The sequence below is a fragment of the Paracoccus maritimus genome, assembly GCF_025195095.1.
In the GTDB taxonomy this organism is placed as follows: Bacteria; Pseudomonadota; Alphaproteobacteria; order Rhodobacterales; family Rhodobacteraceae; genus Paracoccus; species Paracoccus maritimus.
Genome location: NZ_JANAVZ010000016.1, coordinates 24,580 through 46,394, shown reverse-complemented (window position 1 = coordinate 46,394; position 21,815 = coordinate 24,580). Strand labels below are relative to the sequence as shown.

At 64.2% G+C, this 21,815-nt stretch carries 24 protein-coding genes; 14 read left to right on the top strand and 10 right to left on the bottom strand.

The annotated features are described in order from the left end of the window. A partial coding sequence (locus MU516_RS17715) for a GTP-binding protein (protein ID WP_246954716.1) occupies positions 1 to 121 on the bottom strand: 121 nt, incomplete at its 3' end. Positions 122 to 351: 230 nt separating this feature from the next. Here MU516_RS17715 and MU516_RS17710 point away from each other — a divergent pair. The 3 genes from MU516_RS17710 to MU516_RS17700 all read left to right on the top strand — a co-directional run bounded on the left by MU516_RS17710 (position 352) and on the right by MU516_RS17700 (position 2,458). Beyond that, on the top strand, positions 352 to 1,287 hold the full coding sequence (locus tag MU516_RS17710; RefSeq protein ID WP_260278587.1) for a tellurite resistance TerB family protein: 936 nt from the start codon (positions 352 to 354) through the stop codon (positions 1,285 to 1,287). A 131-nt stretch (positions 1,288 to 1,418) separates the two neighbouring features. Then, positions 1,419 to 1,874 (top strand): c-type cytochrome, encoded by a 456-nt coding sequence (locus MU516_RS17705; protein WP_260278586.1) that lies wholly within the window; start codon positions 1,419 to 1,421, stop codon positions 1,872 to 1,874. Continuing rightward, positions 1,874 to 2,458 carry a cytochrome b/b6 domain-containing protein gene (locus tag MU516_RS17700; protein WP_260278585.1) on the top strand — a complete coding sequence of 195 codons (585 nt, stop codon included), beginning with the start codon at positions 1,874 to 1,876 and terminating at the stop codon, positions 2,456 to 2,458. The genes MU516_RS17705 and MU516_RS17700 overlap by 1 nt, the downstream gene beginning before the upstream one ends. Positions 2,459 to 2,639: 181 nt before the next feature. Here the strand turns inward: MU516_RS17700 and parC are convergent, their stop codons facing one another. Continuing rightward, a complete protein-coding gene (parC, locus tag MU516_RS17695; RefSeq protein ID WP_260278584.1) occupies positions 2,640 to 4,883 on the bottom strand; it encodes a DNA topoisomerase IV subunit A in 2,244 nt (747 codons plus the stop codon). Positions 4,884 to 5,021: 138 nt separating this feature from the next. Between parC and MU516_RS17690 the strand changes: the two genes are divergently transcribed. From MU516_RS17690 to betC, 9 genes are all read left to right on the top strand, one after another. After that, positions 5,022 to 5,600, top strand: coding sequence for an SH3 domain-containing protein (locus MU516_RS17690; protein WP_260278583.1), 579 nt, complete (start codon positions 5,022 to 5,024; stop codon positions 5,598 to 5,600). A gap of 1 nt (position 5,601) precedes the next feature. Further along, the gene (locus MU516_RS17685) at positions 5,602 to 6,420 is read left to right on the top strand and encodes an SDR family NAD(P)-dependent oxidoreductase (RefSeq protein WP_260278582.1); all 819 of its coding nucleotides are present in this window, start codon (positions 5,602 to 5,604) and stop codon (positions 6,418 to 6,420) included. Positions 6,421 to 6,444: 24 nt separating this feature from the next. Then, positions 6,445 to 6,645 carry a twin transmembrane helix small protein gene (locus tag MU516_RS17680; protein ID WP_260278581.1) on the top strand — a complete coding sequence of 67 codons (201 nt, stop codon included), beginning with the start codon at positions 6,445 to 6,447 and terminating at the stop codon, positions 6,643 to 6,645. After that, on the top strand, positions 6,645 to 7,217 hold the full coding sequence (locus tag MU516_RS17675; RefSeq protein WP_260278580.1) for a cob(I)yrinic acid a,c-diamide adenosyltransferase: 573 nt from the start codon (positions 6,645 to 6,647) through the stop codon (positions 7,215 to 7,217). The genes MU516_RS17680 and MU516_RS17675 overlap by 1 nt, the downstream gene beginning before the upstream one ends. Before the next feature lie 133 nt (positions 7,218 to 7,350). Next, entirely contained in the window at positions 7,351 to 8,109 is a 759-nt protein-coding gene (locus tag MU516_RS17670) for an electron transfer flavoprotein subunit beta/FixA family protein (RefSeq protein ID WP_260278579.1), read from the top strand. Continuing rightward, entirely contained in the window at positions 8,109 to 9,035 is a 927-nt protein-coding gene (locus MU516_RS17665) for an electron transfer flavoprotein subunit alpha/FixB family protein (protein ID WP_260278578.1), read from the top strand. Before MU516_RS17670 ends, MU516_RS17665 begins: the two co-directional genes overlap by 1 nt. A 149-nt stretch (positions 9,036 to 9,184) precedes the next feature. Further along, a complete protein-coding gene (locus MU516_RS17660; RefSeq protein ID WP_209058596.1) occupies positions 9,185 to 10,060 on the top strand; it encodes a 3-hydroxybutyryl-CoA dehydrogenase in 876 nt (291 codons plus the stop codon). 81 nt (positions 10,061 to 10,141) lie between these two features. After that, entirely contained in the window at positions 10,142 to 11,083 is a 942-nt protein-coding gene (gene choX, locus MU516_RS17655; RefSeq protein ID WP_260278577.1) for a choline ABC transporter substrate-binding protein, read from the top strand. Further along, complete coding sequence (gene betC, locus MU516_RS17650; protein WP_260278576.1) at positions 11,080 to 12,573, top strand: choline-sulfatase; 1,494 nt, start codon at positions 11,080 to 11,082, stop codon at positions 12,571 to 12,573. Before choX ends, betC begins: the two co-directional genes overlap by 4 nt. A gap of 72 nt (positions 12,574 to 12,645) precedes the next feature. Here betC and MU516_RS17645 read toward each other — a convergent pair whose 3' ends face one another. From MU516_RS17645 to MU516_RS17620, 6 genes are all read right to left on the bottom strand, one after another. Beyond that, entirely contained in the window at positions 12,646 to 13,050 is a 405-nt protein-coding gene (locus tag MU516_RS17645) for a DUF2852 domain-containing protein (protein ID WP_209058603.1), read from the bottom strand. Positions 13,051 to 13,135: 85 nt separating this feature from the next. Continuing rightward, complete coding sequence (locus tag MU516_RS17640; RefSeq protein WP_260278575.1) at positions 13,136 to 13,750, bottom strand: TetR/AcrR family transcriptional regulator; 615 nt, start codon at positions 13,748 to 13,750, stop codon at positions 13,136 to 13,138. A 10-nt stretch (positions 13,751 to 13,760) separates the two neighbouring features. Further along, positions 13,761 to 14,039 carry an HPr family phosphocarrier protein gene (locus tag MU516_RS17635; RefSeq protein WP_260278574.1) on the bottom strand — a complete coding sequence of 93 codons (279 nt, stop codon included), beginning with the start codon at positions 14,037 to 14,039 and terminating at the stop codon, positions 13,761 to 13,763. Beyond that, positions 14,036 to 14,458: a PTS sugar transporter subunit IIA gene (locus MU516_RS17630; protein WP_260278573.1), complete on the bottom strand. Its 423-nt coding sequence runs from the start codon at positions 14,456 to 14,458 to the stop codon at positions 14,036 to 14,038. Before MU516_RS17630 ends, MU516_RS17635 begins: the two co-directional genes overlap by 4 nt. Next, positions 14,455 to 15,468, bottom strand: coding sequence for an RNase adapter RapZ (gene rapZ, locus MU516_RS17625; RefSeq protein WP_260278572.1), 1,014 nt, complete (start codon positions 15,466 to 15,468; stop codon positions 14,455 to 14,457). Before rapZ ends, MU516_RS17630 begins: the two co-directional genes overlap by 4 nt. Before the next feature lie 35 nt (positions 15,469 to 15,503). Continuing rightward, positions 15,504 to 15,917 (bottom strand): HPr kinase/phosphorylase, encoded by a 414-nt coding sequence (locus tag MU516_RS17620; RefSeq protein ID WP_260278571.1) that lies wholly within the window; start codon positions 15,915 to 15,917, stop codon positions 15,504 to 15,506. A gap of 209 nt (positions 15,918 to 16,126) precedes the next feature. Here MU516_RS17620 and MU516_RS17615 point away from each other — a divergent pair, with 209 nt between their 5' ends. After that, entirely contained in the window at positions 16,127 to 17,722 is a 1,596-nt protein-coding gene (locus MU516_RS17615; RefSeq protein ID WP_260278570.1) for a phosphoenolpyruvate carboxykinase, read from the top strand. A 48-nt stretch (positions 17,723 to 17,770) separates the two neighbouring features. Here MU516_RS17615 and MU516_RS17610 read toward each other — a convergent pair whose 3' ends face one another. Next, a complete protein-coding gene (locus MU516_RS17610; RefSeq protein ID WP_260278569.1) occupies positions 17,771 to 18,658 on the bottom strand; it encodes a LysR family transcriptional regulator in 888 nt (295 codons plus the stop codon). A 135-nt stretch (positions 18,659 to 18,793) separates the two neighbouring features. Here MU516_RS17610 and bla point away from each other — a divergent pair, with 135 nt between their 5' ends. Beyond that, positions 18,794 to 19,675, top strand: a complete 882-nt coding sequence (gene bla, locus MU516_RS17605) for a class A beta-lactamase (protein ID WP_260278568.1) — start codon at positions 18,794 to 18,796, stop codon at positions 19,673 to 19,675. Positions 19,676 to 19,780: 105 nt separating this feature from the next. On the opposite strand, the gene MU516_RS17600 is transcribed toward bla, so the two are convergent. After that, positions 19,781 to 21,772: a PhoX family protein gene (locus MU516_RS17600; protein WP_260278567.1), complete on the bottom strand. Its 1,992-nt coding sequence runs from the start codon at positions 21,770 to 21,772 to the stop codon at positions 19,781 to 19,783. Between the last annotated feature and the right edge of the window lie 43 nt (positions 21,773 to 21,815).

The following is a 21,815-nucleotide window of genomic DNA, read 5'->3' as shown; positions in this document are numbered from 1 at the left end:
CACGGAAATCACCAAAATACTTCGTGATCGCCGCCGTCAGCGTCGTCTTGCCGTGGTCAACGTGACCGATCGTCCCGATATTGACGTGCGGTTTCGTCCGTTCAAACTTTGCCTTTGCCATCTAGGGCCTCCTGATCGCGGGGCGTGGCTTGACAGGCCCCCGGGTTAGTGTGCGCCGCGATTTATAAGGCGGTCGAGGAAAAATCAAGGGCGCGCGTGGGGTTTGTCACTGCCGCCGCGCCGAGCCTGTCGCAGGCCGGACGACCCTGCGGGAACCGCTTGCCCGCAGCGCGCGTTCGCGTCTCATCGACGCCGTGCTCGGCGGCGCGGACCCAACGAGAGGACAGAACCATGAGCTTGATGAAATCGCTTGCCCGTGTCGCCGCCGGTGTGATGCTGGCCAAGGGAATCGGTGCCGTCATGAAGAACCGTCAGTCGGGTTCGGCCGGACAGCGTCCGACAGGTTCGCATTCAGGTCATGGCGGGCTGCTGGACAGTATTCTTGGCAACAACACCTCGGGCGGCAGCGGCGGCAGCCTCAGCGACATGCTGGGCCAGGTGCTGGGCGGTCGACAGTCGGGATCGGCTGCGGGAAGCGGCCGGCCCTACGGCGGCGCGAATTCCGCTGGCGCCCAGGGGGGGCTTGGCGGCATTCTGGATCGTCTGGGCGGCAGCGGCGGTAAATCCGGCGGGCTCGGCGGCATCCTGGGGCAGCTTGGCGGTGGACGCACCGGTCAGGCCAGCAGCCAAGGCGGACTGGGCGACCTGCTTGGGGGGCTGCTTGGCGGGTCCGCTGCCGGTGCGGGTGCAGCCACGGCAGGCGGGCTGGCGCGCAAGGATTCGCAGGCCAGCAACGACGCAAGCTTCGGCGAATTGTTCAACGATTCGGTATCGCGCAACGACGAGCCCGAGATCGCTCCGACCCCGGAACAGAACGCCGTCGCAGGGCTGATGCTGAAGGCGATGATCCAGGCCGCCAAATCGGACGGCACCATCGACGACGCCGAAAAGCAGCGGCTTCTGGGTCATCTGGGTGACGATCTGGACGATGAGGAACGCCAGTTCATCCGCGAACAGATGGCGGCACCGGTCGATGCGCAGGCCCTGGCGCGCGAGATTCCCGCGGGCATGGAATCGCAGGTCTATCTGATGTCGCTGCTGGCGATCGATTTCGACAGCGCGGCCGAGGCGCGCTATCTGCACGATCTGGCACAGTCCATGCGGCTTGACCGCGACACCGTCAACGCGATCCACAGCGAGGCCGGCGTCACGCTGCTTTACAGCTGAGCGCCGACTTGGCAGATCATCGCAAGTTCGTGATCCGGTCCGAGTTTGATTGATCGGCATGGCGGGCTCTGCCAAGTTTCCACAGGAAGCTAAGACGCAGAAAACGTCATCATTTCATACAGGAGCCAGCCATGCGCCTCACCACCTCTGCCGCGATCTGCCTTTTCGCCGCCCTTCCCGTCATTGCTACGGCACAATCCGCCGAAGATGCGCTTGAGGCGCGTCACGGATATATGAAGATGCTTGCGATCAACATGGGCAAGCTGTCGGCCATGGCAAAGGGAGACATGGCCTATGACGAGGCTGCCGCGTCGACCGCCGCCGCGAACATCGTCGCGCTGACCCAGTATGATGTGCCGTCCCTGTTCATCGAAGGCACCGCCGAGGGCGAGGCCGAAGGGTCCGAGGCATTGCCCGCGATCTGGGAAAATCCCGACGATTTTGCGACCAAGTTCACCGAACTGGCCGATGCGGCGGCGGGCAGCCCCGAAGCCGTGATGGGCGGGCAGGACAATATCGGCCCGGCACTGCAGAAGCTGGGCGGAGCCTGCAAGGCATGCCACGACGACTATCGCAAGAAAGACTGATGTCAGAGGATCAGGCACGCAGGGTCAGGGTCTGGGATCCGGCCCTACGTTTCTTCCACTGGGCGTTGGCTGCATTGGTCGTGACGACATGGATGCTGGGCAAGTTCGGCCCCAACGTCATGACCCTGCATTTCTGGTTCGGCTATGCGATCATCGCATTGCTGTTGTTCCGCTTGGTTTGGGGGCTGGTCGGTCCCAGATCCGCCCGCTTCTCCAGCTTTGTCAGGGGACCGGCGGCCGTTCTGGGCTATGTTCGACATCTCGGCCGGCGCGAGCCAAGTCACTGGCCGGGCCACAACCCGCTGGGGGCACTGTCCGTCATCGCGATGCTGGCAGCCCTCGCCTGGCAGGTCGGGACGGGCCTGATCTCGGACCCGGACGATTTCATCAATGTCGGACCGCTGGCCGACAAAGTCGGCAGCGAAACCGCGGGTGACGCGGTCGGCTGGCATCACTGGGGTGCGACAGCGATCCTGATCCTGGTCCTTCTGCATGTCGCCGTGATCCTGTTCTATCGCGTCTGGAAGAACGAGGATCTGGTCGGGCCGATGCTGACCGGCTGGAAATGGGTGCGCAAGCGCTGATCCCGAACACCGATTCGACCGGGCCCTGCCCGGTCACATCGCGCACGCGGCGGGCCTGCCCGCCGCGTTCATCCTGATTGCAGGACAATCAGCAATAACGAGCGAGGGGACAAGCCCCTCGCGCATGACCTGACCAGCGACCGTGGGTCGCCGGTCGGAAGGGTCGGCAATGCGCAGCGGATCAGGCGAACTTGTTGTCGCGCGGAAAGCCGCGCGGTGCCATGCGACCGGCGCCCGCGCGCTTGCCAAGCCATTCGCCCAGATCGCTTTCGGTGCGGGTCTTGCCGCCGCTCATCGGCCAGCTCAGCCCTTCGGCCAGCGTCACGAAGGTGGCATCCGACAGGCTGTCGGCCGCCAGCAGCCCACCGCCACTGCCAAAGCGTTGCAATCTGACACCCTTGCCGCGCGCCATCTCGGGCAACTCGGTCAGCGGAAAGACCAGCATCTTCCTGTTGGTGCCGACGACCGCCACATGATCGCCGCTGACGGGCTTGCACAGCAGCGCCTCGCCGTTCAGCACCTGCTTGCCGGTCTTGGTCTGCGCCAGGATGTCCGAGGCCGCGACCACGAAACCGTCACCCGCCTTCGAGGCGACCAGATATTTCTCGCCATCGCGCCAGGGGAAGACCGCAATCACCTCTGCCTCGTTAGGCAGTTCGACCATCAACCGCAGCGGTTCGCCCATGCCACGTCCCCCGGGCAGGCCGTTCGCGGGCAGCGTGTAAAAGCGGCCGTTCGAGGCAAAGACCATCAGCTTGTCGGTCGTCTCGGCGTGCAGCGCGAAGGCCGGGCCGTCGCCGTCCTTGAACTTCAGTTCGGCATCCAGCGGCTGATGCCCCTTCATCGCGCGGATCCATCCCATCCGGGACAGGATCACGGTCAGCGGCTCTCGCTCGATCATCGCATCCATGTCGATCGGCTCGACATCGGCAGCCTCGGTGATCAGCGTCCGGCGCTGGCCCTCGGGCGTGGACTTGCCGAACAGGTTGCGGACCTCCTTCAACTGATCGGCGATGCGCGACCACTGCGCGGCCTCATCGGCCAGCATCGCCTGCAGCGTCTCGCGTTCTTCCAGCAAACCGTCGCGTTCGGCGCGCAACTCGATCTCTTCCAGCTTGCGCAAGGCGCGCAGGCGCATGTTCAGGATCGCCTCGACCTGCACATCCGACAGCCCGAACTCGGCGATCATCACCGCCTTGGGATCGTCCTCGTAGCGGATGATCTCGATCACCCGGTCAAGGTTCAGATAGGCGATCAGATAGCCTTCCAGCACCTCAAGCCGGGCGGCGATCTTGTCCAGACGGAAATTCGCGCGCCGGACCAGCACCTCGCGGCGGTGATCCAGGAACGCGCGCAGCACCTCTTTCAGCGAACAGACCTTGGGCACGCGCCCGTCGATCAGCACATTCATGTTCAGGCTGAAACGCACCTCAAGATCGCTGACGCGATACAGCGCAGCCATCAGCTGTTCGGGGTCGACATTGCGCGCGCGCGGTTCCAGCACGATGCGGACATCCTCGGCGGATTCGTCGCGCACATCGGCCAGGATCGGGATCTTCTTGGTCTGGATCAGCTCGGCCAGCCGCTCGATCAGACGCGATTTCTGAACCTGGTAGGGAATTTCGGTGACCACGATCTGCCACTGGCCGCGGCCCAGATCCTCCTGCTCCCACTTGGCCCGGACGCGGAAGGCGCCGCGGCCGGTGCGATAGTTCTGGGCGATCGTATCAGCGCTTTCGACAATCACGCCGCCGGTCGGAAAATCCGGCCCCTTGATCAGCGTCGCCAGCGTGTCGTCGCGCGCATCAGGCGTCTTGATCAGATGCAGGCAGGCGTCGATCACCTCGTGCAGGTTATGGGGCGGGATGTTGGTGGCCATGCCCACCGCAATCCCCGACGCGCCGTTGGCCAGCAGGTTCGGAAATGCTGCAGGCAGCACGACGGGTTCGTTCAGCGTGCCGTCGTAATTGGGGCGGAAATCGACCGAATCCTCGGTCAGCCCGTCCATCAGCGTCTCGGATGTCTGCGCCAGCCGCGCCTCGGTATATCGCGCGGCGGCCGGGTTGTCGCCGTCGATATTGCCGAAGTTGCCCTGCCCGTCCACCAGCGGATAGCGCATGGCGAAATCCTGGGCCAGGCGCGCCATCGCATCATAGATCGCAGCGTCACCGTGGGGGTGATAATTGCCCATCACGTCGCCGGTGATCTTCGCGGACTTCCGGAAGGCGCCGTTCGGCGAAAGACGCAGTTCGCGCATCGCGTAAAGAATGCGGCGATGCACAGGCTTCAGGCCATCGCGCGCATCGGGCAGTGCGCGGTTCATGATCGTGGACAGCGCATAAGTCAGATATCGCTCGCCGATGGCGCGGCTCAGCGGTTCGGACTGCGTGTTCCGTTCGGGGTCGATAGGAAGATCGTCGGACATGACGCATTGGATAGGCCGCGCGGCGATGCCGGTCCAGCCGGAATTTCACCTTCGGAACGGGGCAAGCCGCATGGCGTTGTTCCGGGCGATCGGATAAAAAGGCCACAGTCGGCCATCAGGGGAACGACGGCAGCGAAAATGATAAGACTTCTTGTGTTGATGTCCGCGACGCTGGTCGCACTTTACGCCGTCATGTCAGTCTATGGGGCAGGCGATCCGCGTGCGCAAAGACAGCAGACCGCGTCCCCTTCGCCACGCTCTGCCGCGCAGGACGCTGGCGCGCGGGATCTGATCGCGCGCCCCGAAGGTCGCACGCCCCCTGCGACGACCGGCGCTGCACCAGCACCCGGGAACAAGGATGCCGATGCGCCCTCCGCGGCGCCCGAAGTCGTCAGCGTTGCGACCCAGACGCCCGAGCGGGTCCAGCAATTTCCCGGACCCGCGCTGCGTCCTTCGCCCGAATATGCGGGGCAGGAGCAGCAGGCAGTCGCAGCACCGCCGCCCGGCGCGCAGGGCCCGATTCTCTATGTTACGGGCAGCAGCGTGAATTTCCGCGCCGGACCCTCGACTGGGGACCGGGTGATCGGTGCGCTTGGTCAGGGGGCGGCGGTCGAGGCGCTGGGGCCGACCGACGGCGCCTGGGTCAATATCCGCGATACAAGCGGGCGCACCGGCTACATGTCGGGCCAGTTTCTGACCAGCAACGCGCCGAACTGACATGACTGGACGGGTACTGATCACCGGCTGCTCGTCGGGCATCGGTCTGGATGCGGCGCGCCGGATGCAGGCCGAAGGCTGGCAGGTGGTCGCAACCTGCCGTCGGGAAGCAGACATCGCCGCCCGCCGCGCCGAGGGGATGGAATGCCATCACCTGGAACTTGCCGATCCGGAAAGCATAACCCGGCTGGTCCGGCAGGTATTGTCCGGCGGACGGCTGGACGGGCTGGTGAACAACGCGGCCTTTGCGCTGCCCGGCGCAGTCGAGGATATTTCCCGCGACGCGCTGCGCGCCATTTTCGAGGCCAATCTTTTTGGCACGCATGACCTGACGACGCGGCTGATCCCGCATTTCCGCGAACATGGCGGCCGGATCGTCAATATCAGCTCGGTTCTGGGTCTGGTCGGGATCCCCTGGCGCGGTCCCTATGTCGCCACGAAGTTCGCGATGGAGGGGCTGACCGACGTCCTGCGCCTGGAGATGCACGGCACCAAGGTGCAGGTCGTCACGATCGAACCGGGACCGATCGCCAGCCGCATCCGGGTGAACGCGATCCCGCATTTCGAAAGATGGGTGAACTGGCAGGACAGCGCACGGGCCCAGCAATATCGCGACACGCTGCTGAAACGGCTGTATCATCCGTCCGGCAAGGATCGCTTCGAATTGCCGCCCTCGGCGGTCAGCGACCGGATCCTGCGGGCGCTGACCGCGACAAGACCCGCGCCGCGCTATTACGTCACCACCCCAACCTGGCTGTCGGGCGTCGGCCGCAGGCTGCTGTCCACGCGCGCACTGGACTGGGTCGCCCGCCGCAGCTAGGGTCAGCCGCGAAAGGCGGTGCCCATGCAAGACAAGCCCCTGTTCTATCTGGTCGTGCTGGCCGTTCTGGTGGTGCTGGCGATCCTTGTCACCGGCATCGGCGGCTTTGCCAGGGGCGGTGAATTCAACCGCAAGCATGGAAATCGCCTGATGCGCTGGCGGATCATCGCGCAGGCGGTGGCGGTCGCGCTGATTCTTCTGTTCCTGTGGATGAGGTCCGGCTGATGGTCGTCCTGAACAAGATCTATACCCGCACCGGCGACAAGGGCGATACCGCGCTGTCCGACGGCAGTCGCGTGGCCAAGCATGACCCCCGGGTCGAGGCCTATGGCACGGTGGACGAACTGAACGCCACGCTTGGGCTGTGCCGCCTGCACGCGGGCGGTCGCATGGCCGACCGGATCGCGGTGATCCAGAACGACCTGTTCGACCTGGGCGCCGATCTGGCACGTCCCAACATGCAGGCGGACGATCAGGCAGGCTATCCGGTGCTGCGCATCGTCGATTCACAGGTCGCGCGGCTGGAATCCGAGATCGACGAGATGAATGCCGATCTGCAGCCGCTGCGCAGCTTCATCCTGCCCGGCGGCTCGGTGCTGGCGGCGCATCTGCATCTGTCGCGCACCGTCGCCCGCCGGGCCGAACGTCGTGCGACCGAGCTGGCGACCGGAGGCGATGCCAACGGCGCCGCGATCCGCTATCTGAACCGGCTCAGCGATTGGCTTTTCGTCGCCGCCCGTCAGGCCAATGGCGGCGGGACCGAAGACATCTTGTGGGTCCCCGGCGCCAGCCGTTAGCGCCCCACAACGCTGCGTCGCGGCAATGCTGCGCCGCAAACGCGGCGTCCGACGACGTTTTTCTGCTGTAAATGGGCAGAACCTGCCGATAACAAAGCCACGACAAAGGACGCAACCAAGGGAGAGCAGCCACATGAAGGTTCTCGTGCCGGTCAAGCGCGTGATCGACTACAACGTGAAGGCCCGTGTGAAAGCGGACGGATCTGGTGTCGATCTGGCGAATGTGAAGATGTCGATGAACCCCTTCGACGAGATCGCTGTCGAAGAGGCGATCCGGCTGAAGGAAAAGGGTGTCGCCGAGGAAGTCGTCGCGGTCAGCATCGGCGTCAAGCAGGCGGCCGAAACGCTGCGCACCGCGCTGGCCATGGGCGCCGACCGCGCGATCCTTGTGATCGCTGCCGATGACGTGCACCAGGACATCGAACCCTTGGCCGTCGCCAAGATCCTGAAAGCGGTGATCGACGAGGAGCAGCCCGGGCTGGTCATCGCCGGCAAGCAGGCGATCGACAACGACATGAACGCGACCGGCCAGATGCTGGCGGCCCTGCTTGGCTGGAGCCAGGCGACCTTCGCCAGCAAGGTCGAGATCGAGGGCGAGACCGCCAAGGTCACGCGCGAGGTCGACGGCGGTCTGCAGACCATCGAGGTCAAGCTGCCGGCGATCGTCACCGCCGACCTGCGCCTGAACGAGCCGCGCTATGCCTCGCTGCCCAACATCATGAAGGCCAAGAAGAAGCCGCTGGACGAAAAGACCGCCGCCGATCTGGGCGTCGACGTCGCGCCGCGGCTTGAAATCGTCTCGACCCGCGAGCCCGAGGGCCGCAAGGCCGGGATCAAGGTCGGCTCGGTCGACGAGCTGGTGTCGAAACTGAAAGAAGCGGGGGTCGTGTGATGGCTGTTCTTCTGCTGGGTGAAGTCACGAATGGCGAACTGAACCGCGATGCCACGTCCAAGGCCGTGGGTGCGCTGAAATCCCTGGGCGACGTGACGGTGCTGTGCGCAGGCGCACATGCCAAGGCGGCGGGCGAGGAAGCTGCCAAGATCGACGGCGTGGCCAAGGTGCTGGTCGCCGAGGATGCGCTGTATGGCCACCGGCTGGCCGAACCGGCCGCGGCGCTGATGGTGTCCCTGGCGGGCGATTACGACCATATCGCCGCCCCGGCCACGACGGATGCCAAGAACATCATGCCGCGCGTTGCGGCACTGCTGGACGCGATGGTGATTTCGGACGTGTCGGCGGTAATCGACGCCGACACCTTCGAACGCCCGGTCTATGCCGGCAACGCCATCCAGACGGTCAAGTCGAAGGATGCCAAGAAGGTCATGACAGTCCGCACCGCCAGCTTTGACGCGGCGGGCGAAGGCGGCCCGGCGCCGGTCGAGGCGATCTCGGCGGCCGAGGATCCGGCGCTGTCGAAATGGGTCGGCGACGAGGTGGCCGAAAGCGACCGTCCGGAACTGACCTCGGCCGGGCGTGTCGTGTCGGGCGGACGCGGTGTCGGATCAAAGGACGATTTCGCGATCATCGAAAAGTTGGCCGACAAGCTGGGTGCCGCCGTCGGCGCATCCCGCGCAGCGGTCGATTCGGGCTATGCCCCGAACGACTGGCAGGTCGGTCAGACCGGCAAGGTCGTGGCACCGGAACTTTACGTCGCCGTCGGCATCTCGGGCGCGATCCAGCACCTTGCCGGGATGAAGGACAGCAAGGTCATCGTCGCCATCAACAAGGACGAGGAAGCGCCGATCTTCCAGATCGCCGATTACGGCCTGGTGGGCGACCTGTTCACCACCGTGCCGGAACTGACCGAAAAGCTGTAAGCGGCATTCGATCCAGAAAATCTTCCCGTCGTTCAATGCGGGAACCGGGGGCTTGCCCCCTGCCGACCGCCCCCACCCGGGGGCGGTTTTGCATTGCAGCATCTGGCCGCGACCCCTATCGTCGCGGCGTCAGCAAGAGAGGTGGGGACATGACGATTCAATCGGTTGGTGTGATCGGTGCGGGTCAGATGGGCAACGGCATCGCCCATGTCTTCGCGCTGGCTGGATATGATGTCCTGCTGACCGATGTCAGCCAGGACGCGCTGGACAAGGCGCTGAGCCTGATCGACAGGAACCTGGAACGTCAGGTCAGCCGCGAGAAGATCTCGGCCGAGGACAAGAAGGCCGCGATGGGCCGGATCTCGACCACGCTGCGGCTGTCCGACCTGGGAAAGACCGACCTGGTGATCGAGGCCGCCACCGAACGCGAGACGGTCAAGCAGGCGATCTTCGAGGACCTGCAGCCGCATCTGAAGCCCGAGACGATCCTGACTTCGAACACCTCGTCGATCTCGATCACGCGGCTTGCCAGCCGCACCGATCGGCCCGAGAAGTTCATGGGTTTCCACTTCATGAACCCGGTTCCGGTCATGCAGCTGGTAGAACTGATCCGCGGCATCGCGACCGATCAGGCCACCTTCGAGCTGCTGCACGAGGTGGTCAGGAAACTGGGCAAGACCGCCGCCAGCGCCGAGGATTTTCCGGCCTTCATCGTGAACCGGATCCTGATGCCGATGATCAACGAGGCGGTCTATACGCTGTATGAAGGCGTCGGAAACGTGAAGTCGATCGACGAATCGATGAAGCTGGGCGCCAATCACCCGATGGGGCCACTGGAACTGGCCGATTTCATCGGACTGGATACCTGTCTTGCCATCATGAACGTGCTGCACGACGGTCTGGCCGATACCAAGTATCGCCCCTGCCCTCTGCTGACGAAATATGTCGAGGCCGGCTGGCTGGGCCGCAAGACCGGGCGCGGCTTCTACGACTATCGCGGAGAGACGCCAGTTCCGACACGCTGAATGTCGTTTTTGGGCGCGAAGCGTGCAGCAATTCATCATTGACTGGCGGAACAATCAAAAAACCGACAGGAAGGGAAATCCATGACCACCCTGAAGATATCGACCGTTGCGTTGCTGCTGACGGCGACGGCTGCGCCCGTTCTGGCAGACGAGGCTGCGACCTGCGGCACGGTCCGCTATTCCGATCCGGGCTGGACCGACATCACGGCCACCAACGGGGTCGCGGCAACCTTGCTGGAGGGTCTGGGTTATACGCCCGAGATCGCGACACTGTCGGTTCCGGTCGGCTACGAGGCGCTGAAGAACGGCGACACCGATCTGTTCCTGGGCAACTGGATGCCCGCGCAGCAGAAATTCCGCGACGACCTGGACGCGGCCGGCACCATACAGGAACTGGTCCAGAATCTGGAAGGCGCCAAGTTCACCCTTGCCGTGAACGCACCGGGCGCCGAGGCCGGCGTGGCGGATTTCGCGGATCTGGACGCGCAGAAGGATGCCTTTGACGGCAAGATCTACGGGATCGAGCCCGGCGCGCCCGCGAACCAGTCGATCCAGGCGATGATCGATGCGGACGAATTCGGCCTTGGCGACTGGACGCTGGTCGAATCCGGCGAACAGGCGATGCTGGCTCAGGTCGGCCGGAACGCGAATGCCGGCACGCCGACCGTATTCCTGGCCTGGGCGCCGCATCCGATGAACGAAGCGCTGCAGATCACCTATCTGTCCGGTGGCGACGAACGGTTTGGTCCGGATTACGGCGGTGCGACGGTGCACACCCTGGCGCGCACGGAATGGGTCGAGGCCTGCCCCAACGCCGCCAAGCTTTTCGGTCAGCTTGTCTTCGACGTGTCGATGGAAAACGTCCTGATGGGCAAGATCCTTGAAGATGGCATGGACGCGAAAGAGGCTGCCAGGGGCTGGATCGCGGATCATCCCGAGGTCGCGGCAACATGGCTTGAGGGCGTGACGACGCTGGACGGCCAACCCGGTAACGACGCTGTCATGGCTGCGGTAAGCAAGTGAAACCCAATATCCTGATTCTGATGGCGGATCAGCTGTCGGGGGTGCTTTTCCCCGACGGCCCCGCCGACTTTCTGCACACGCCCAACCTGCGCAGGCTGGCCGAACGCTCGACGCGGTTTGCCAACAGCTATACCGGCAGCCCGCTTTGCGCGCCCGGCCGGGCCAGCTTCATGTCCGGGCAGCTGCCGCGACGCACGCGCGTCTATGATAACGCGGCCGAATTCTGTTCCGACATCCCGACCTACGCCCATCATCTGCGGCGCGCGGGCTATCAGACCTGCCTGTCGGGCAAGATGCATTTCGTCGGTCCCGACCAGATGCACGGGTTCGAGGAACGGCTGACGACCGACATTTACCCGGCCGATTTCGGCTGGACGCCGGATTATCGCAAGCCGGGCGAACGGATCGACTGGTGGTATCACAATCTGGGCTCGGTCACCGGTGCAGGCGTCGGCGAGATCAGCAACCAGTTGGAATATGACGACGAGGTTGCCTATAACGCCTGCCGCAAGCTGTATGATCTGGCGCGCGGAAATGATGCGCGCCCATGGTGCCTGACGGTCAGCTTCACCCATCCGCATGACCCGTTCGTCGCCCGCCGCAAATACTGGGACCTGTATGAGGGGGCGCCGGAACTGGCCGCGCCCGAGGCTATTCCCTATGACCGACAGGACCCACATTCCAAGCGGCTGATGGATGCCTGCGACTGGCGCAATTTCGATATCAGCGACGACCATGTCCGGCGGGCAAGACAGGGCTATTTCGCCAATATCAGCTATGTCGACGACAAGATCGGCGAGATCCTCGATGTGCTGGAAAGCACCGGGCAAGAGGCGATCATCCTGTTCCTCTCGGACCATGGAGAGATGCTGGGCGAACGCGGGCTGTGGTTCAAGATGAGCTTCTTCGAGGGCTCGGCGCGCGTGCCTCTGATGATCTCGGCGCCGACGATGCAGGCCGGGCTGGTCGAAACGCCGGTCAGCACGATCGACGTGTTGCCCACGATCTGCGATCTAGCGGGCATCCCGATCTCGGATATCGCGCCCTGGACCGACGGTGAATCGCTGGCCGACGGCGGCGCAAATCATGGCCCCGTCGCGATCGAATACGCCGCCGAAGGCAGTATCGCGCCTCTGGTGGGATTGCGGGACGGACGCTGGAAATACGTCGCCTGCAAAGCCGACCCAGAGATGCTGTTCGACCTGCAGGCCGATCCCCATGAACGCCACAATCTGGCCGAAGATCCCGCCCACGCGGAAACGCTTGGCCGGATGCGCGGGATGGCGGATCAGCGATGGGATCTGGACGGCTATGACGCCGAGGTGCGCCAAAGCCAGGCGCGACGTTGGATCGTCTATGAGGCGTTGCGCAACGGATCCTATTATCCGTGGGACTATCAGCCTCTGATGAAGGCGTCCGAACGCTACATGCGCAACCACATGGACCTGAACGTCTTGGAGGAAAACCAGCGCTTTCCACGCGGCGACTGACCGAATTCCGCACGGGGAAACATTCGAGGGGGCCGGTTTCCCGGCCCCCGCGTCTTCGGCTTGACCAGCGGATCAGTTGGCGGGCTTGTCGCCGCGCTGTTCCATGAACTGATCGAATTCCGCCTTGTCCTTGGCCTCGCGCAGCTTCTGCAGGAAGTCGATGAACTCGCGGTGTTCATCTTCCAGGCGCTTCAGCGTCTCGTCGCGATAGGCATCGAAGGCCGAGTTTCCGGTGGGCGCGGCGTGATAGCGCGGCGCGTGGCTGCGTTTGCTGCATCCGAACATGCGTTTGCTCCAGATCATATAGGCAAGGATGGCTAGACCGACCGGCCAGAACAGCACGAAACCAAGGATCATCGCCACGATCCATGCGGCCTTGCCGCGTTCGTCCAGCCAGTCACGGGCGCGGCCCAACGGCCCCGGACCGCGCGAGGCGTTCAGCGGGTAGGCCGACATCTGATACGATGCGCTGTGCATCTGTGTGATCCCTCCATGTTAATGTTAATCACATTTACATAGATGGGTGCCCGAAGGCTCGCGTCAAGTGTCGCGCAGATATTTTTCAATCGCCGATCAATCCCAGCCCGCGCAGATAGATGATGACGCCGCTTTCCAGCATTTCGGACGGCTCGACCGGGGTCCGCCCGCCGGGTTTTCCGCGCGAGAACAGTTCGACCACGCCGTGGCTCAGCGCCCAGACATGGTTGGCGACCATGCGCGGGGGTGGCCGCCGTTCGGGCGGCAGACGCTGCGCCAGTGCCTCGGCTGCTTTCAGCAACATGCCCTGGGCCCGCTCGGATGCCAGCGCCAGCTCGGCGTTTCCGGCGATGGAAATGCCGGATTCGAACATCGCCATGTAATATCCTGGGCGCTGCCGGGCGAAATCCAGATAGGCCTGCCCCATCCGCAGAAACGCCGTCAGCGCGCGCGGGCGCCCGGCATCGAACGCCGCTTCCAGCCGTGCGGCGAAATCCAGAAAACCCTGCCGCGCGACCTCTTCGATCAGATCCTCGCGCCCCTTGAAGTGCCGATACGGCGCGGCCGCCGAAACGCCCGCGCGGCGCGCGGCCTCGGCCAGCGTGAAGGCTTGCGGCCCCAGATCCTCGATCAAAGCGGCCGTCGCCTCGACCAGGGCCTGCCGAAGATTGCCGTGATGATAGGATCTGCGTTCGGACAAATCGGCGGCCTTACATGCCTTCGCCGAAATAATCGCCGACCAGCGCTTCCAGCGCGTCGGCCAATGCCTCGGCCTCGGGGCCCGAGACGGTGACGGTGACGGTCGATCCGCGCGGCGCGGTCAGCATCAGCAGTCCCATGATCGAATCGCCCGACACGCTCATCCCGTCCTTCGCGACCTCGGCCCGAGCATCGAAACGTTCGACCACATCGACGAACTTGGCGCTGGCCCGCGCGTGCAGGCCCTTTTCGTTGATGATTGCCAGTTCACGCGTGACGGTCTGGCTCATCTGGCGGGCGATCCCATGTCCAGGACGCTTTCCGGTGGGACGTTGTAGGAATTGATGTATTTCCGCCCGGCTTCCTTGGCGAAGGCCACGGCGTCGGCCACCGGAAGATGGCGCGACTTCGCCAGTTTCACCAGCATCGGCAGATTGGCCCCGTAAAGAATGGTCCGGTCCCGGAAGGCGCAGGCCGGCAGCGACAGGTTGGATGGCGATCCGCCGAACAGATCGGTCACCACGACGACCCCATCGCCAAGATCGACGGCATCGGCGGCGGCCCGAATCTCAGAGGTCTTGGCGGCACGATCATGGTCATCCTCGATCGCGACAGCCGCGATTCCGGCCTGCGGCCCGACCACATGCTCTACCGCCGAACGATATTCCCGCGCCAGTCCACCATGCGCTACGATGACAATTCCGATCAACGCGCCCCACCAAGTCCAGAAGCCGGCGCGCCGCGATCATCGCGGTCACGCTCGGACGAATGCTGCGCCGGTGCCGTCCCCCTGCCCCCGAAGGACAGTTGCATCGGCATTCGACGCTCCAGTTCACGATGCCTTATTGACACTGGCCACCCGGCATCTGCAAGCGCGACCGACATCTTCTCCGCCAAAGTGACGGAACGGTGTTGCCCTCCGGTACACCCAAAGCCGATCGAAACATGCGATTTGCCCTCTTCCAGATGTGCGGGCAGCAGAAACAGGATCAGATCGCGGATACGCCCGAAGAATTCCGCGAATCGGGGATCGGCGGCGACAAAGTCCTGAACCTCGGGATCCTGGCCGTTCATCTGGCGCAGCCCGGCTTCCCAATGCGGATTGCTCAGACACCGGCAGTCGAACATCAGATCCACGCCGCGCGGCACCCCGCGCTTGTAGCTGAAGGAATGCAGCGACACGCTGAGCCCGTGATCGGGACGGATGTCGAACCAGCGGGTCAGTTCCGCCTTGAGGTCGTGCGGGGACAGTTCGCTTGTATCGACCAGCACTTCGGCGCGCGATCTGATCGGCCCCAGCAGATCCAGCTCGTTCGTGATCCCGGACAGGGGCGAACCGTCGGGCGCCAGCGGATGGCGGCGACGCGTTTCGTTGTAGCGGCGCACCAGCACATCCAGCGCGCAATCCAGAAACAGCACTTCGGGCGCATAGTCCGGATTGCGGGTCAGCCGGTCGATCATCTCGATCACATTCGCCGCAGAAAAATCGCGGTTGCGCACATCCAGCCCAAGGGCCAGCGGTGTGGGACGGCCCGGACCGTCCAGCAGCCGCGGGATCAGCGACAGCGGCAGGTTGTCGATCGCCTCGAAGCCAAGATCTTCAAGCACGTTGATCGCGGTCGATCGCCCGGCGCCCGATGGCCCGGTCACCAGCACAACCCTTTGTGCCTGCTGTGCGCCGGTCTGCGTGTCGTCCGACGTCGCGACCTCATGCGCCATGCCGCACCGATCTTCCATTCCCGTGTCACTACCTTTCATGCCACGCGCCCGGCCACCAGAAACTGCCGCAACGCAGCATAAAGATGCGGGCGATACGGCCCGAGAACAAGTGGCAAGGCGATACCCAAAAGGTCATGTTCTCGCGATTTCGGCAGCCGATCCGTCTCGGACCGGCCCAGATCGGCGATCGCGGCCAGTTGGACGGGGCCATGATCCGACGCCGCAAGAATCCCAACGCCACGCGCCTCGATGCGTCCGCACAGCGGCGCGGGGCAACTGGCGATCAGCGCCGCGCCATCGCGGGTCACATCAGTCCGGTCATCGGCCACAAGCGCCGCGCCGACCGCCATCATCTGCAACGCGAGACATGATTTTCCCGCCCCCGACGGACCCAGAATCAGCAGACCGCGCCCGTCGACCGCGATTGTCGTGGCATGAAGCTGCACCATGCGAATCACCTTTCCTTCCCGATCATTGCCGGAATTGGTTAACTTTGCGCCCGAAACGCCGCCGAGCGACCTATGTTGGCGATAACATTTTACGTTTGCGCTAACCGTTAGCGCGCCCGTCTTTTTTCAGCTCCCGCGCATGCTATAGCCCGCGCATACTGCGTCACGGAACTGTCGCAGGCGAGCATGAAGTCAGGAGCGTTACAGACATGAACACGCGCGTAAACCCGAACTGCCGACTGGAAGATCAGGGTATTGAGGGCCTCGGCCGGGTTTATTACAACCTGCTGGAACCCGCTTTGATGACCGAAGCGGTCGCCCGCGACGAAGGGCGGATTGGTCTTGGCGGCGCCTTTCTGGTGACGACGGGCGCCCATACCGGCCGGTCGCCCAAGGACAAGTTCGTGGTCCGCACCCCCGATGTCGAAGACACGATCTGGTGGGAAAACAACAAGCCGATGGCCCCCGACGCCTTCGACCTGTTGCATCAGGACATGCTGGCGCACATGAAGGGCCGCGACTACTTCGTTCAGGATCTGTTCGGCGGCGCCGATCCCCAGGAACGGTTGGATGTCCGCGTCGTCACGGAACTGGCATGGCACGGTCTGTTCATCCGTCACCTGCTGCGCCGCCCCGAAGCCGCCGAACTGGCGACCTTCAACCCCGAGTTCACGATCATCAACTGCCCAAGCTTCAAGGCCGACCCCGCACGCCATGGCTGCCGCGGTGAGACCGTCATCGCACTGAACTTCCAGAAGAAGCTGATCCTGATCGGCGGCACCGCCTATGCGGGCGAGAACAAGAAATCGGTCTTCACGCTTCTGAACTACATCCTGCCGGGCAAGGGCATCATGCCGATGCATTGCAGCGCCAACCACGCGCCGGGCGATCCCGATGACAGCGCGATCTTCTTCGGCCTGTCGGGCACCGGCAAGACGACGCTGTCGGCCGATCCAAGCCGCGTGCTGATCGGCGATGACGAACATGGCTGGTCGGATAACGGCATCTTCAACTTCGAAGGTGGCTGCTATGCGAAGACCATCAACCTGTCGGCCGAGGCAGAGCCTGAAATCCACGCCACCTGCTCGCGCTTTGGCACCGTGATCGAGAACATGGTCTTTGATCCCGACACGTTCGAGCTGGATTTCGAGGACAACTCGATCACCGACAACATGCGCTGCGCCTATCCGCTGGACGCGATCTCGAACGCGTCGGAAACCAGCCTTGGCGGGCACCCGAAGAACGTGATCATGCTGACCTGCGATGCCTATGGCGTGCTGCCGCCGATCGCGCGCCTGACGCCGGCGCAGGCCATGTATCACTTCCTGTCGGGCTTCACCTCGAAGACACCGGGCACCGAGGTCGGCGTGACCGAACCTGTCCCGACCTTCTCGACCTGCTTCGGTGCGCCCTTCATGCCGCGCCGCCCCGAGGTCTATGGCAAGCTGCTGGCCGACAAGATCGCCCAGTACGGCGCAAGCTGCTGGCTGGTGAACACCGGCTGGACCGGCGGCGCATTCGGCGAAGGCTCGCGCATGCCGATCCGCGCCACCCGCGCGCTGTTGTCAGCCGCGCTGGACGGCAGCCTGAACGATGTCGAATTCCGCAAGGATGCGAATTTCGGGTTCGAGGTGCCGGTATCGGTGCCGGGCGTGTCGGACGTGCTGCTGGACCCGCGCCAGACATGGGCCGACCGTCAGGCCTATGATCGGCAGGCACAAAAGCTGGTCCAGATGTTCAGCGACAATTTCGCGCAGTATCTGGAAGCCATCGACGACGAAGTGCGCGCCGCAGCCATCGGCTGAAGGGCAGCGCAAGACCTGCGAAAAGGCCGCGCCCGCGCGGCCTTTTCCTCATTCGCCGGGCAGGCCGTCCCGGGCGCTCGCGCCCACAAGCCAATGCAGGAACGCGGTCATGGCCGGGGTCGCCCGACGATCCGATGGCCATGCCAGATAATAGCGCCCGGCCGGGACGCTGACGCCGAACGGCTGCGTCAGCCGCCCCTGGGCGATGTATCTTTCGAACATGGCCACCGGCAGCAGCGCCGCACCCGCGCCGGATGCCGCCAGTTCGGCAAGCGCCACCGAACTGTCAAGAACCGGCCCCTGCACCGCCGGACAGACCACGCCCGCGGCGTCAAACCAATCGGGCCATTCCGCGCTGCGATAGCTGCGCAACAAGGTCACCTGCGCCAGATCGGCCGGATCCAGCAGCTGCCGCGCCAGGTCCGGCGAACAGAGCGGCGACAACGGGGCCTCGATCAGCGGCACCACCTCGTGCCCGGTCCATCCGCCGGTGCCAAACCGGATCGCCATGTCCAGCCCCTCGCGCAGGATCTCGACCCGGTTGTTGTTGGTCGCGATGCGCAGATCGATCCGGGGATGCGCGCGCCGAAACGCGTCAAGCCGGGGCATCAGCCAGCCAAGCGCAAAGGTCGTGTTCACACCAACCTGCAGCACCTCAATGTCGCGCCGGGCGTTCAGACGCTCGATCGCTCGTGACATCGCATCGAAACCCTGCTCCAGCACCGGAAACAGAAGGCGCCCCTCATCGGTCGGCGCCAGACCGCGCGAGGTGCGCAGAAACAGCTTTGCCCCGATCAGATCCTCCAGTCGGGCGATCTGATGGCTGACGGCAGCCTGGGTCACGCGCAATTCGGTCGCGGCCTTGGTGAAACTGCCTTGACGCATCGCGACCTCGAACACGCGCAGCGCGTTCAGCGGCAGATCGGGACGGTCCATGAAATTACCTCACCTAATGACAGGCCATAAGATTTGTCGTTTGCGCCGCTTCTGCAAGCCGAAATAGAAAAGTCTCATGACATGACCTCATGTCCTGACCCGCGCCCACCGGCGCAAATCATGAAGGAAATCACCATGCGGTTGACCGCCTCTTCCCTGTCGCAGATGGCGGCAGGGTTCGCCCTCGGCCTGTCTCTGGCCGGCGCCTCGCTGGCCGAAACACCTGTCGAAACACTTGCCGCCACCGTCGCGCAGATCGAAAGCCAGTTCGACAGCCGCGTCGGCATTGCGATTGTCGATACCGGGTCGGATTTTACCTGGTCCCATCGCGACGATGAACGCTTCCTGATGAACAGCACGGTCAAGGTGCCGATCTGCGGCGCCGTTCTGGCCCGCGCCGATCTCGGCAACCTTGCGCTGTCCCAGAAACTGCCCGTTCAGCAATCGGACCTCGTGGAGTATGCACCGGTCGCGGAAAGGCATGTGGGCGGCGAGATGACGATCGCGGAACTTTGCCTCGCCGCGATCGACCAAAGCGACAATACGGCCGCCAATCTTCTGATCGATCATCTGGGCGGACCGCAAGCCGTCACCGGGTACTTCCGCGACCTGGGCGATCGGGTCAGCCGTCTGGACAGGTACGAACCCGCACTGAACCGCTTTGCGCCGGGCGATCCACGCGACACGACGACCCCGGCGGCCTTTGCGGAATCGCTGCGCAGGATGCTGCTTGGCGATGCGCTGTCCCCCGTCGCGCGCGATCAGTTGACCGAATGGATGCGCCATGGCGGCGTGACCGGCAAGCTTCTGCGCCGTGACGCCCCCGCCGGCTGGCGGATCCTCGACAAATCGGGCAGCGGCGACCACAACCGCAACATCGTGGCCGTCATCAACCCTGATGATGCTGCACCATGGATCGTGACGATCTTCCTGTCCGACATGGACGCCGATTTCGCCACCCGCGACGCCGCACTGCAAAGGATCGGCAGCGATGTCGTGGCGCTGATCCGCGGCTGACCTGCTGGCATCTCGGCAGCAACAACAAACCCCGCGCCACCGCGCGGGGTTTTCGTATCGCGTCGGGCGGCCATCGGCCGCCCGTCCTTGTGACAGCGGACAGGATCAGCCGATCTTGCCGCCGCCCTGCTTGGTGATCGCCACGACCGACGGACGAACCGGCATCGCATCGTCGAAATCGGGCCAGCGGGTTGACAGATCCTCGTAATAGGACGGACGGCCAAAACCTTCCCAGTCATCGCCGCCATCCGCCGGATGCTGCACCGCCACGAAGAAGGTCGTCAGATCCGGCGTCGGACACGGGCCACACATCTCGGCACCGACCGGCACGCGATAGAACAGCCGCGAGGTGCCGCGTGCGGCGCCTTCGGTATCCATCGCCCACAGGCCGTCCGTCCGGCCGGTATCCGACGGCGAATTGCCGTCGGTCGACACCCACAGCCGCCCATCGCTGTCCACCGCGCAGTTGTCCGGCATCCCGAACCAGCCATTCGCGGTCGTCTCGGTCGAGAAGGTCGCGCCCACCTCGGCGATCGACGGATCGCCGCACTGGACCAGGATTTCCCACTTGCCGGTCAGGGCCGCCAGATCGCCGCCATCCTCGCTGATCTCGATGATGTGGCCGAATGCGTTCTCCACGCGCGGGTTGGCGGCGTTCGCCTCTTCGCGCTTGGTGTTGTTGGTCAGCATGACATAGGCACGGCCGGTCTCGGGGTTCGGCTGGATATCCTCGGGCCGGTCCATCGGCGTCGCTTCCAGCAGGTCGGCGGCGCGGCGCGTCTCGATCAGCACGTCGGCCTGGCTTTCAAAGCCGTTCTCGGCGGTCAGCGGGCCTTCGCCGTGAATCAGCGGCAGCCATTCGACATTGCCGCCTTCGTCGAAGCGCGCCACATACAGCGTGCCCTCGTCCAGCAGATCCATGTTCGCGGCGCGGTCATCGGGGTCATAAGTGCCCGCGGTCACGAATTTATAGACATAGTCGAAACGCTCGTCGTCACCCAGATAGAAGACCACGCGGCCGTCCTTGGCCAGCGCGCTTTCGGCACCTTCATGCTTGAAGCGGCCAAGGGCGGTGCGCTTTTTCGGGGTCGATGCAGGGTCGTTCACATCCACCTCGACGACCCAGCCGAAGCGGTTCGGCTCGTTGGGTTCCTTGGACAGGTCGAAGCGGTCGTGGAACCTGCCCCAGTCATAGCTGCCGCCGGGAACGCCGACGCGCTCGTAGTTGGCGGCTTCGGCATGATCGGCAGGCAGTTCGCCGGTGAAATAGCCGTGGAAATTCTCCTCGGCCATGATGTAGGTGCCCCACGGGGTCACACCGCCGGCGCAGTTGTTGATCGTGCCCAGCACCTCCGTGCCGGTCGGGTCGGCGTTCGTTTGCAGACGTGCGTGGCCCGCGGCAGGTCCGGTGATCTGCATCGGCGTCTTGGCAGTGATGCGACGGTTCATCGCGCCGTCCAGAACCGGCTGCCATTTGCCGTCCACCTTGCGGATCTCGATCACCGTGCCGCCATGGGCCGCCATCTCGATATTGACGCGATCCTCGGTTGCCTCGGCCACCGTGATCTCGCCTCCCTCGATGGTGACGATGCCCGGGAACATCAGGTGTTCGTTGGTGTATTCGTGGTTCACGACCAGCAGGCCGTGATCGTCGGCCCCCTCCAGCGGGATGAAGCCCACGAAATCGTTGTTATAGCCGAACTGGCGTTCCTGCGCGGCCTCGGACTGGTTCGTCGGGTCGAATTCGGGCGCATCGGCAAAGATCTTGTCGCCCCAGCGCAGCAGCACATCGGCGTCATAGCCTTCGGCGACGTGATGATCGGCATCGACACCGGCCTGGACCTCGGGGAAATCGAACACCGATCCTTCGACAGCGCCCTGCGCATGGGCGTCACCGGCCGCAAGGATCGCCATCGGGCTGACCGTGGCCGAGATCGCGACCGATGCCATCGATCCGCGCAGGAAACCGCGGCGCGAGAAGCGGGCGGCGATGATCTCGCCCATGGTCGGGGTCTTGGTGGGGTTCAGGCCGGGTCCGTCGGCCTGTTCCAGCTGGCTGGTCCGGAACACATGGCGGGAAGGCTGATCGTCTTTCATGGCGCTCTCCTGGCTGGATGCTGGGCGCGGCCCACGTCATGCG

Bases quoted from the DNA above. Each gene is read 5' to 3' on its own strand.
- MU516_RS17710 (WP_260278587.1), top strand. From the start codon at position 352: ATGAGCTTGATGAAATCGCTTGCCCGTGTCGCCGCCGGTGTGATGCTG.
- MU516_RS17705 (WP_260278586.1), top strand. From the start codon at position 1,419: ATGCGCCTCACCACCTCTGCCGCGATCTGCCTTTTCGCCGCCCTTCCC.
- MU516_RS17700 (WP_260278585.1), top strand. From the start codon at position 1,874: ATGTCAGAGGATCAGGCACGCAGGGTCAGGGTCTGGGATCCGGCCCTA.
- parC (WP_260278584.1), bottom strand. From the start codon at position 4,883: ATGTCCGACGATCTTCCTATCGACCCCGAACGGAACACGCAGTCCGAA.
- MU516_RS17690 (WP_260278583.1), top strand. From the start codon at position 5,022: ATGATAAGACTTCTTGTGTTGATGTCCGCGACGCTGGTCGCACTTTAC.
- MU516_RS17685 (WP_260278582.1), top strand. From the start codon at position 5,602: ATGACTGGACGGGTACTGATCACCGGCTGCTCGTCGGGCATCGGTCTG.
- MU516_RS17680 (WP_260278581.1), top strand. From the start codon at position 6,445: ATGCAAGACAAGCCCCTGTTCTATCTGGTCGTGCTGGCCGTTCTGGTG.
- MU516_RS17675 (WP_260278580.1), top strand. From the start codon at position 6,645: ATGGTCGTCCTGAACAAGATCTATACCCGCACCGGCGACAAGGGCGAT.
- MU516_RS17670 (WP_260278579.1), top strand. From the start codon at position 7,351: ATGAAGGTTCTCGTGCCGGTCAAGCGCGTGATCGACTACAACGTGAAG.
- MU516_RS17665 (WP_260278578.1), top strand. From the start codon at position 8,109: ATGGCTGTTCTTCTGCTGGGTGAAGTCACGAATGGCGAACTGAACCGC.
- MU516_RS17660 (WP_209058596.1), top strand. From the start codon at position 9,185: ATGACGATTCAATCGGTTGGTGTGATCGGTGCGGGTCAGATGGGCAAC.
- choX (WP_260278577.1), top strand. From the start codon at position 10,142: ATGACCACCCTGAAGATATCGACCGTTGCGTTGCTGCTGACGGCGACG.
- MU516_RS17645 (WP_209058603.1), bottom strand. From the start codon at position 13,050: ATGCACAGCGCATCGTATCAGATGTCGGCCTACCCGCTGAACGCCTCG.
- MU516_RS17635 (WP_260278574.1), bottom strand. From the start codon at position 14,039: ATGAGCCAGACCGTCACGCGTGAACTGGCAATCATCAACGAAAAGGGC.
- rapZ (WP_260278572.1), bottom strand. From the start codon at position 15,468: ATGGCGCATGAGGTCGCGACGTCGGACGACACGCAGACCGGCGCACAG.
- MU516_RS17620 (WP_260278571.1), bottom strand. From the start codon at position 15,917: ATGGTGCAGCTTCATGCCACGACAATCGCGGTCGACGGGCGCGGTCTG.
- MU516_RS17615 (WP_260278570.1), top strand. From the start codon at position 16,127: ATGAACACGCGCGTAAACCCGAACTGCCGACTGGAAGATCAGGGTATT.
- MU516_RS17610 (WP_260278569.1), bottom strand. From the start codon at position 18,658: ATGGACCGTCCCGATCTGCCGCTGAACGCGCTGCGCGTGTTCGAGGTC.
- bla (WP_260278568.1), top strand. From the start codon at position 18,794: ATGCGGTTGACCGCCTCTTCCCTGTCGCAGATGGCGGCAGGGTTCGCC.
- MU516_RS17600 (WP_260278567.1), bottom strand. From the start codon at position 21,772: ATGAAAGACGATCAGCCTTCCCGCCATGTGTTCCGGACCAGCCAGCTG.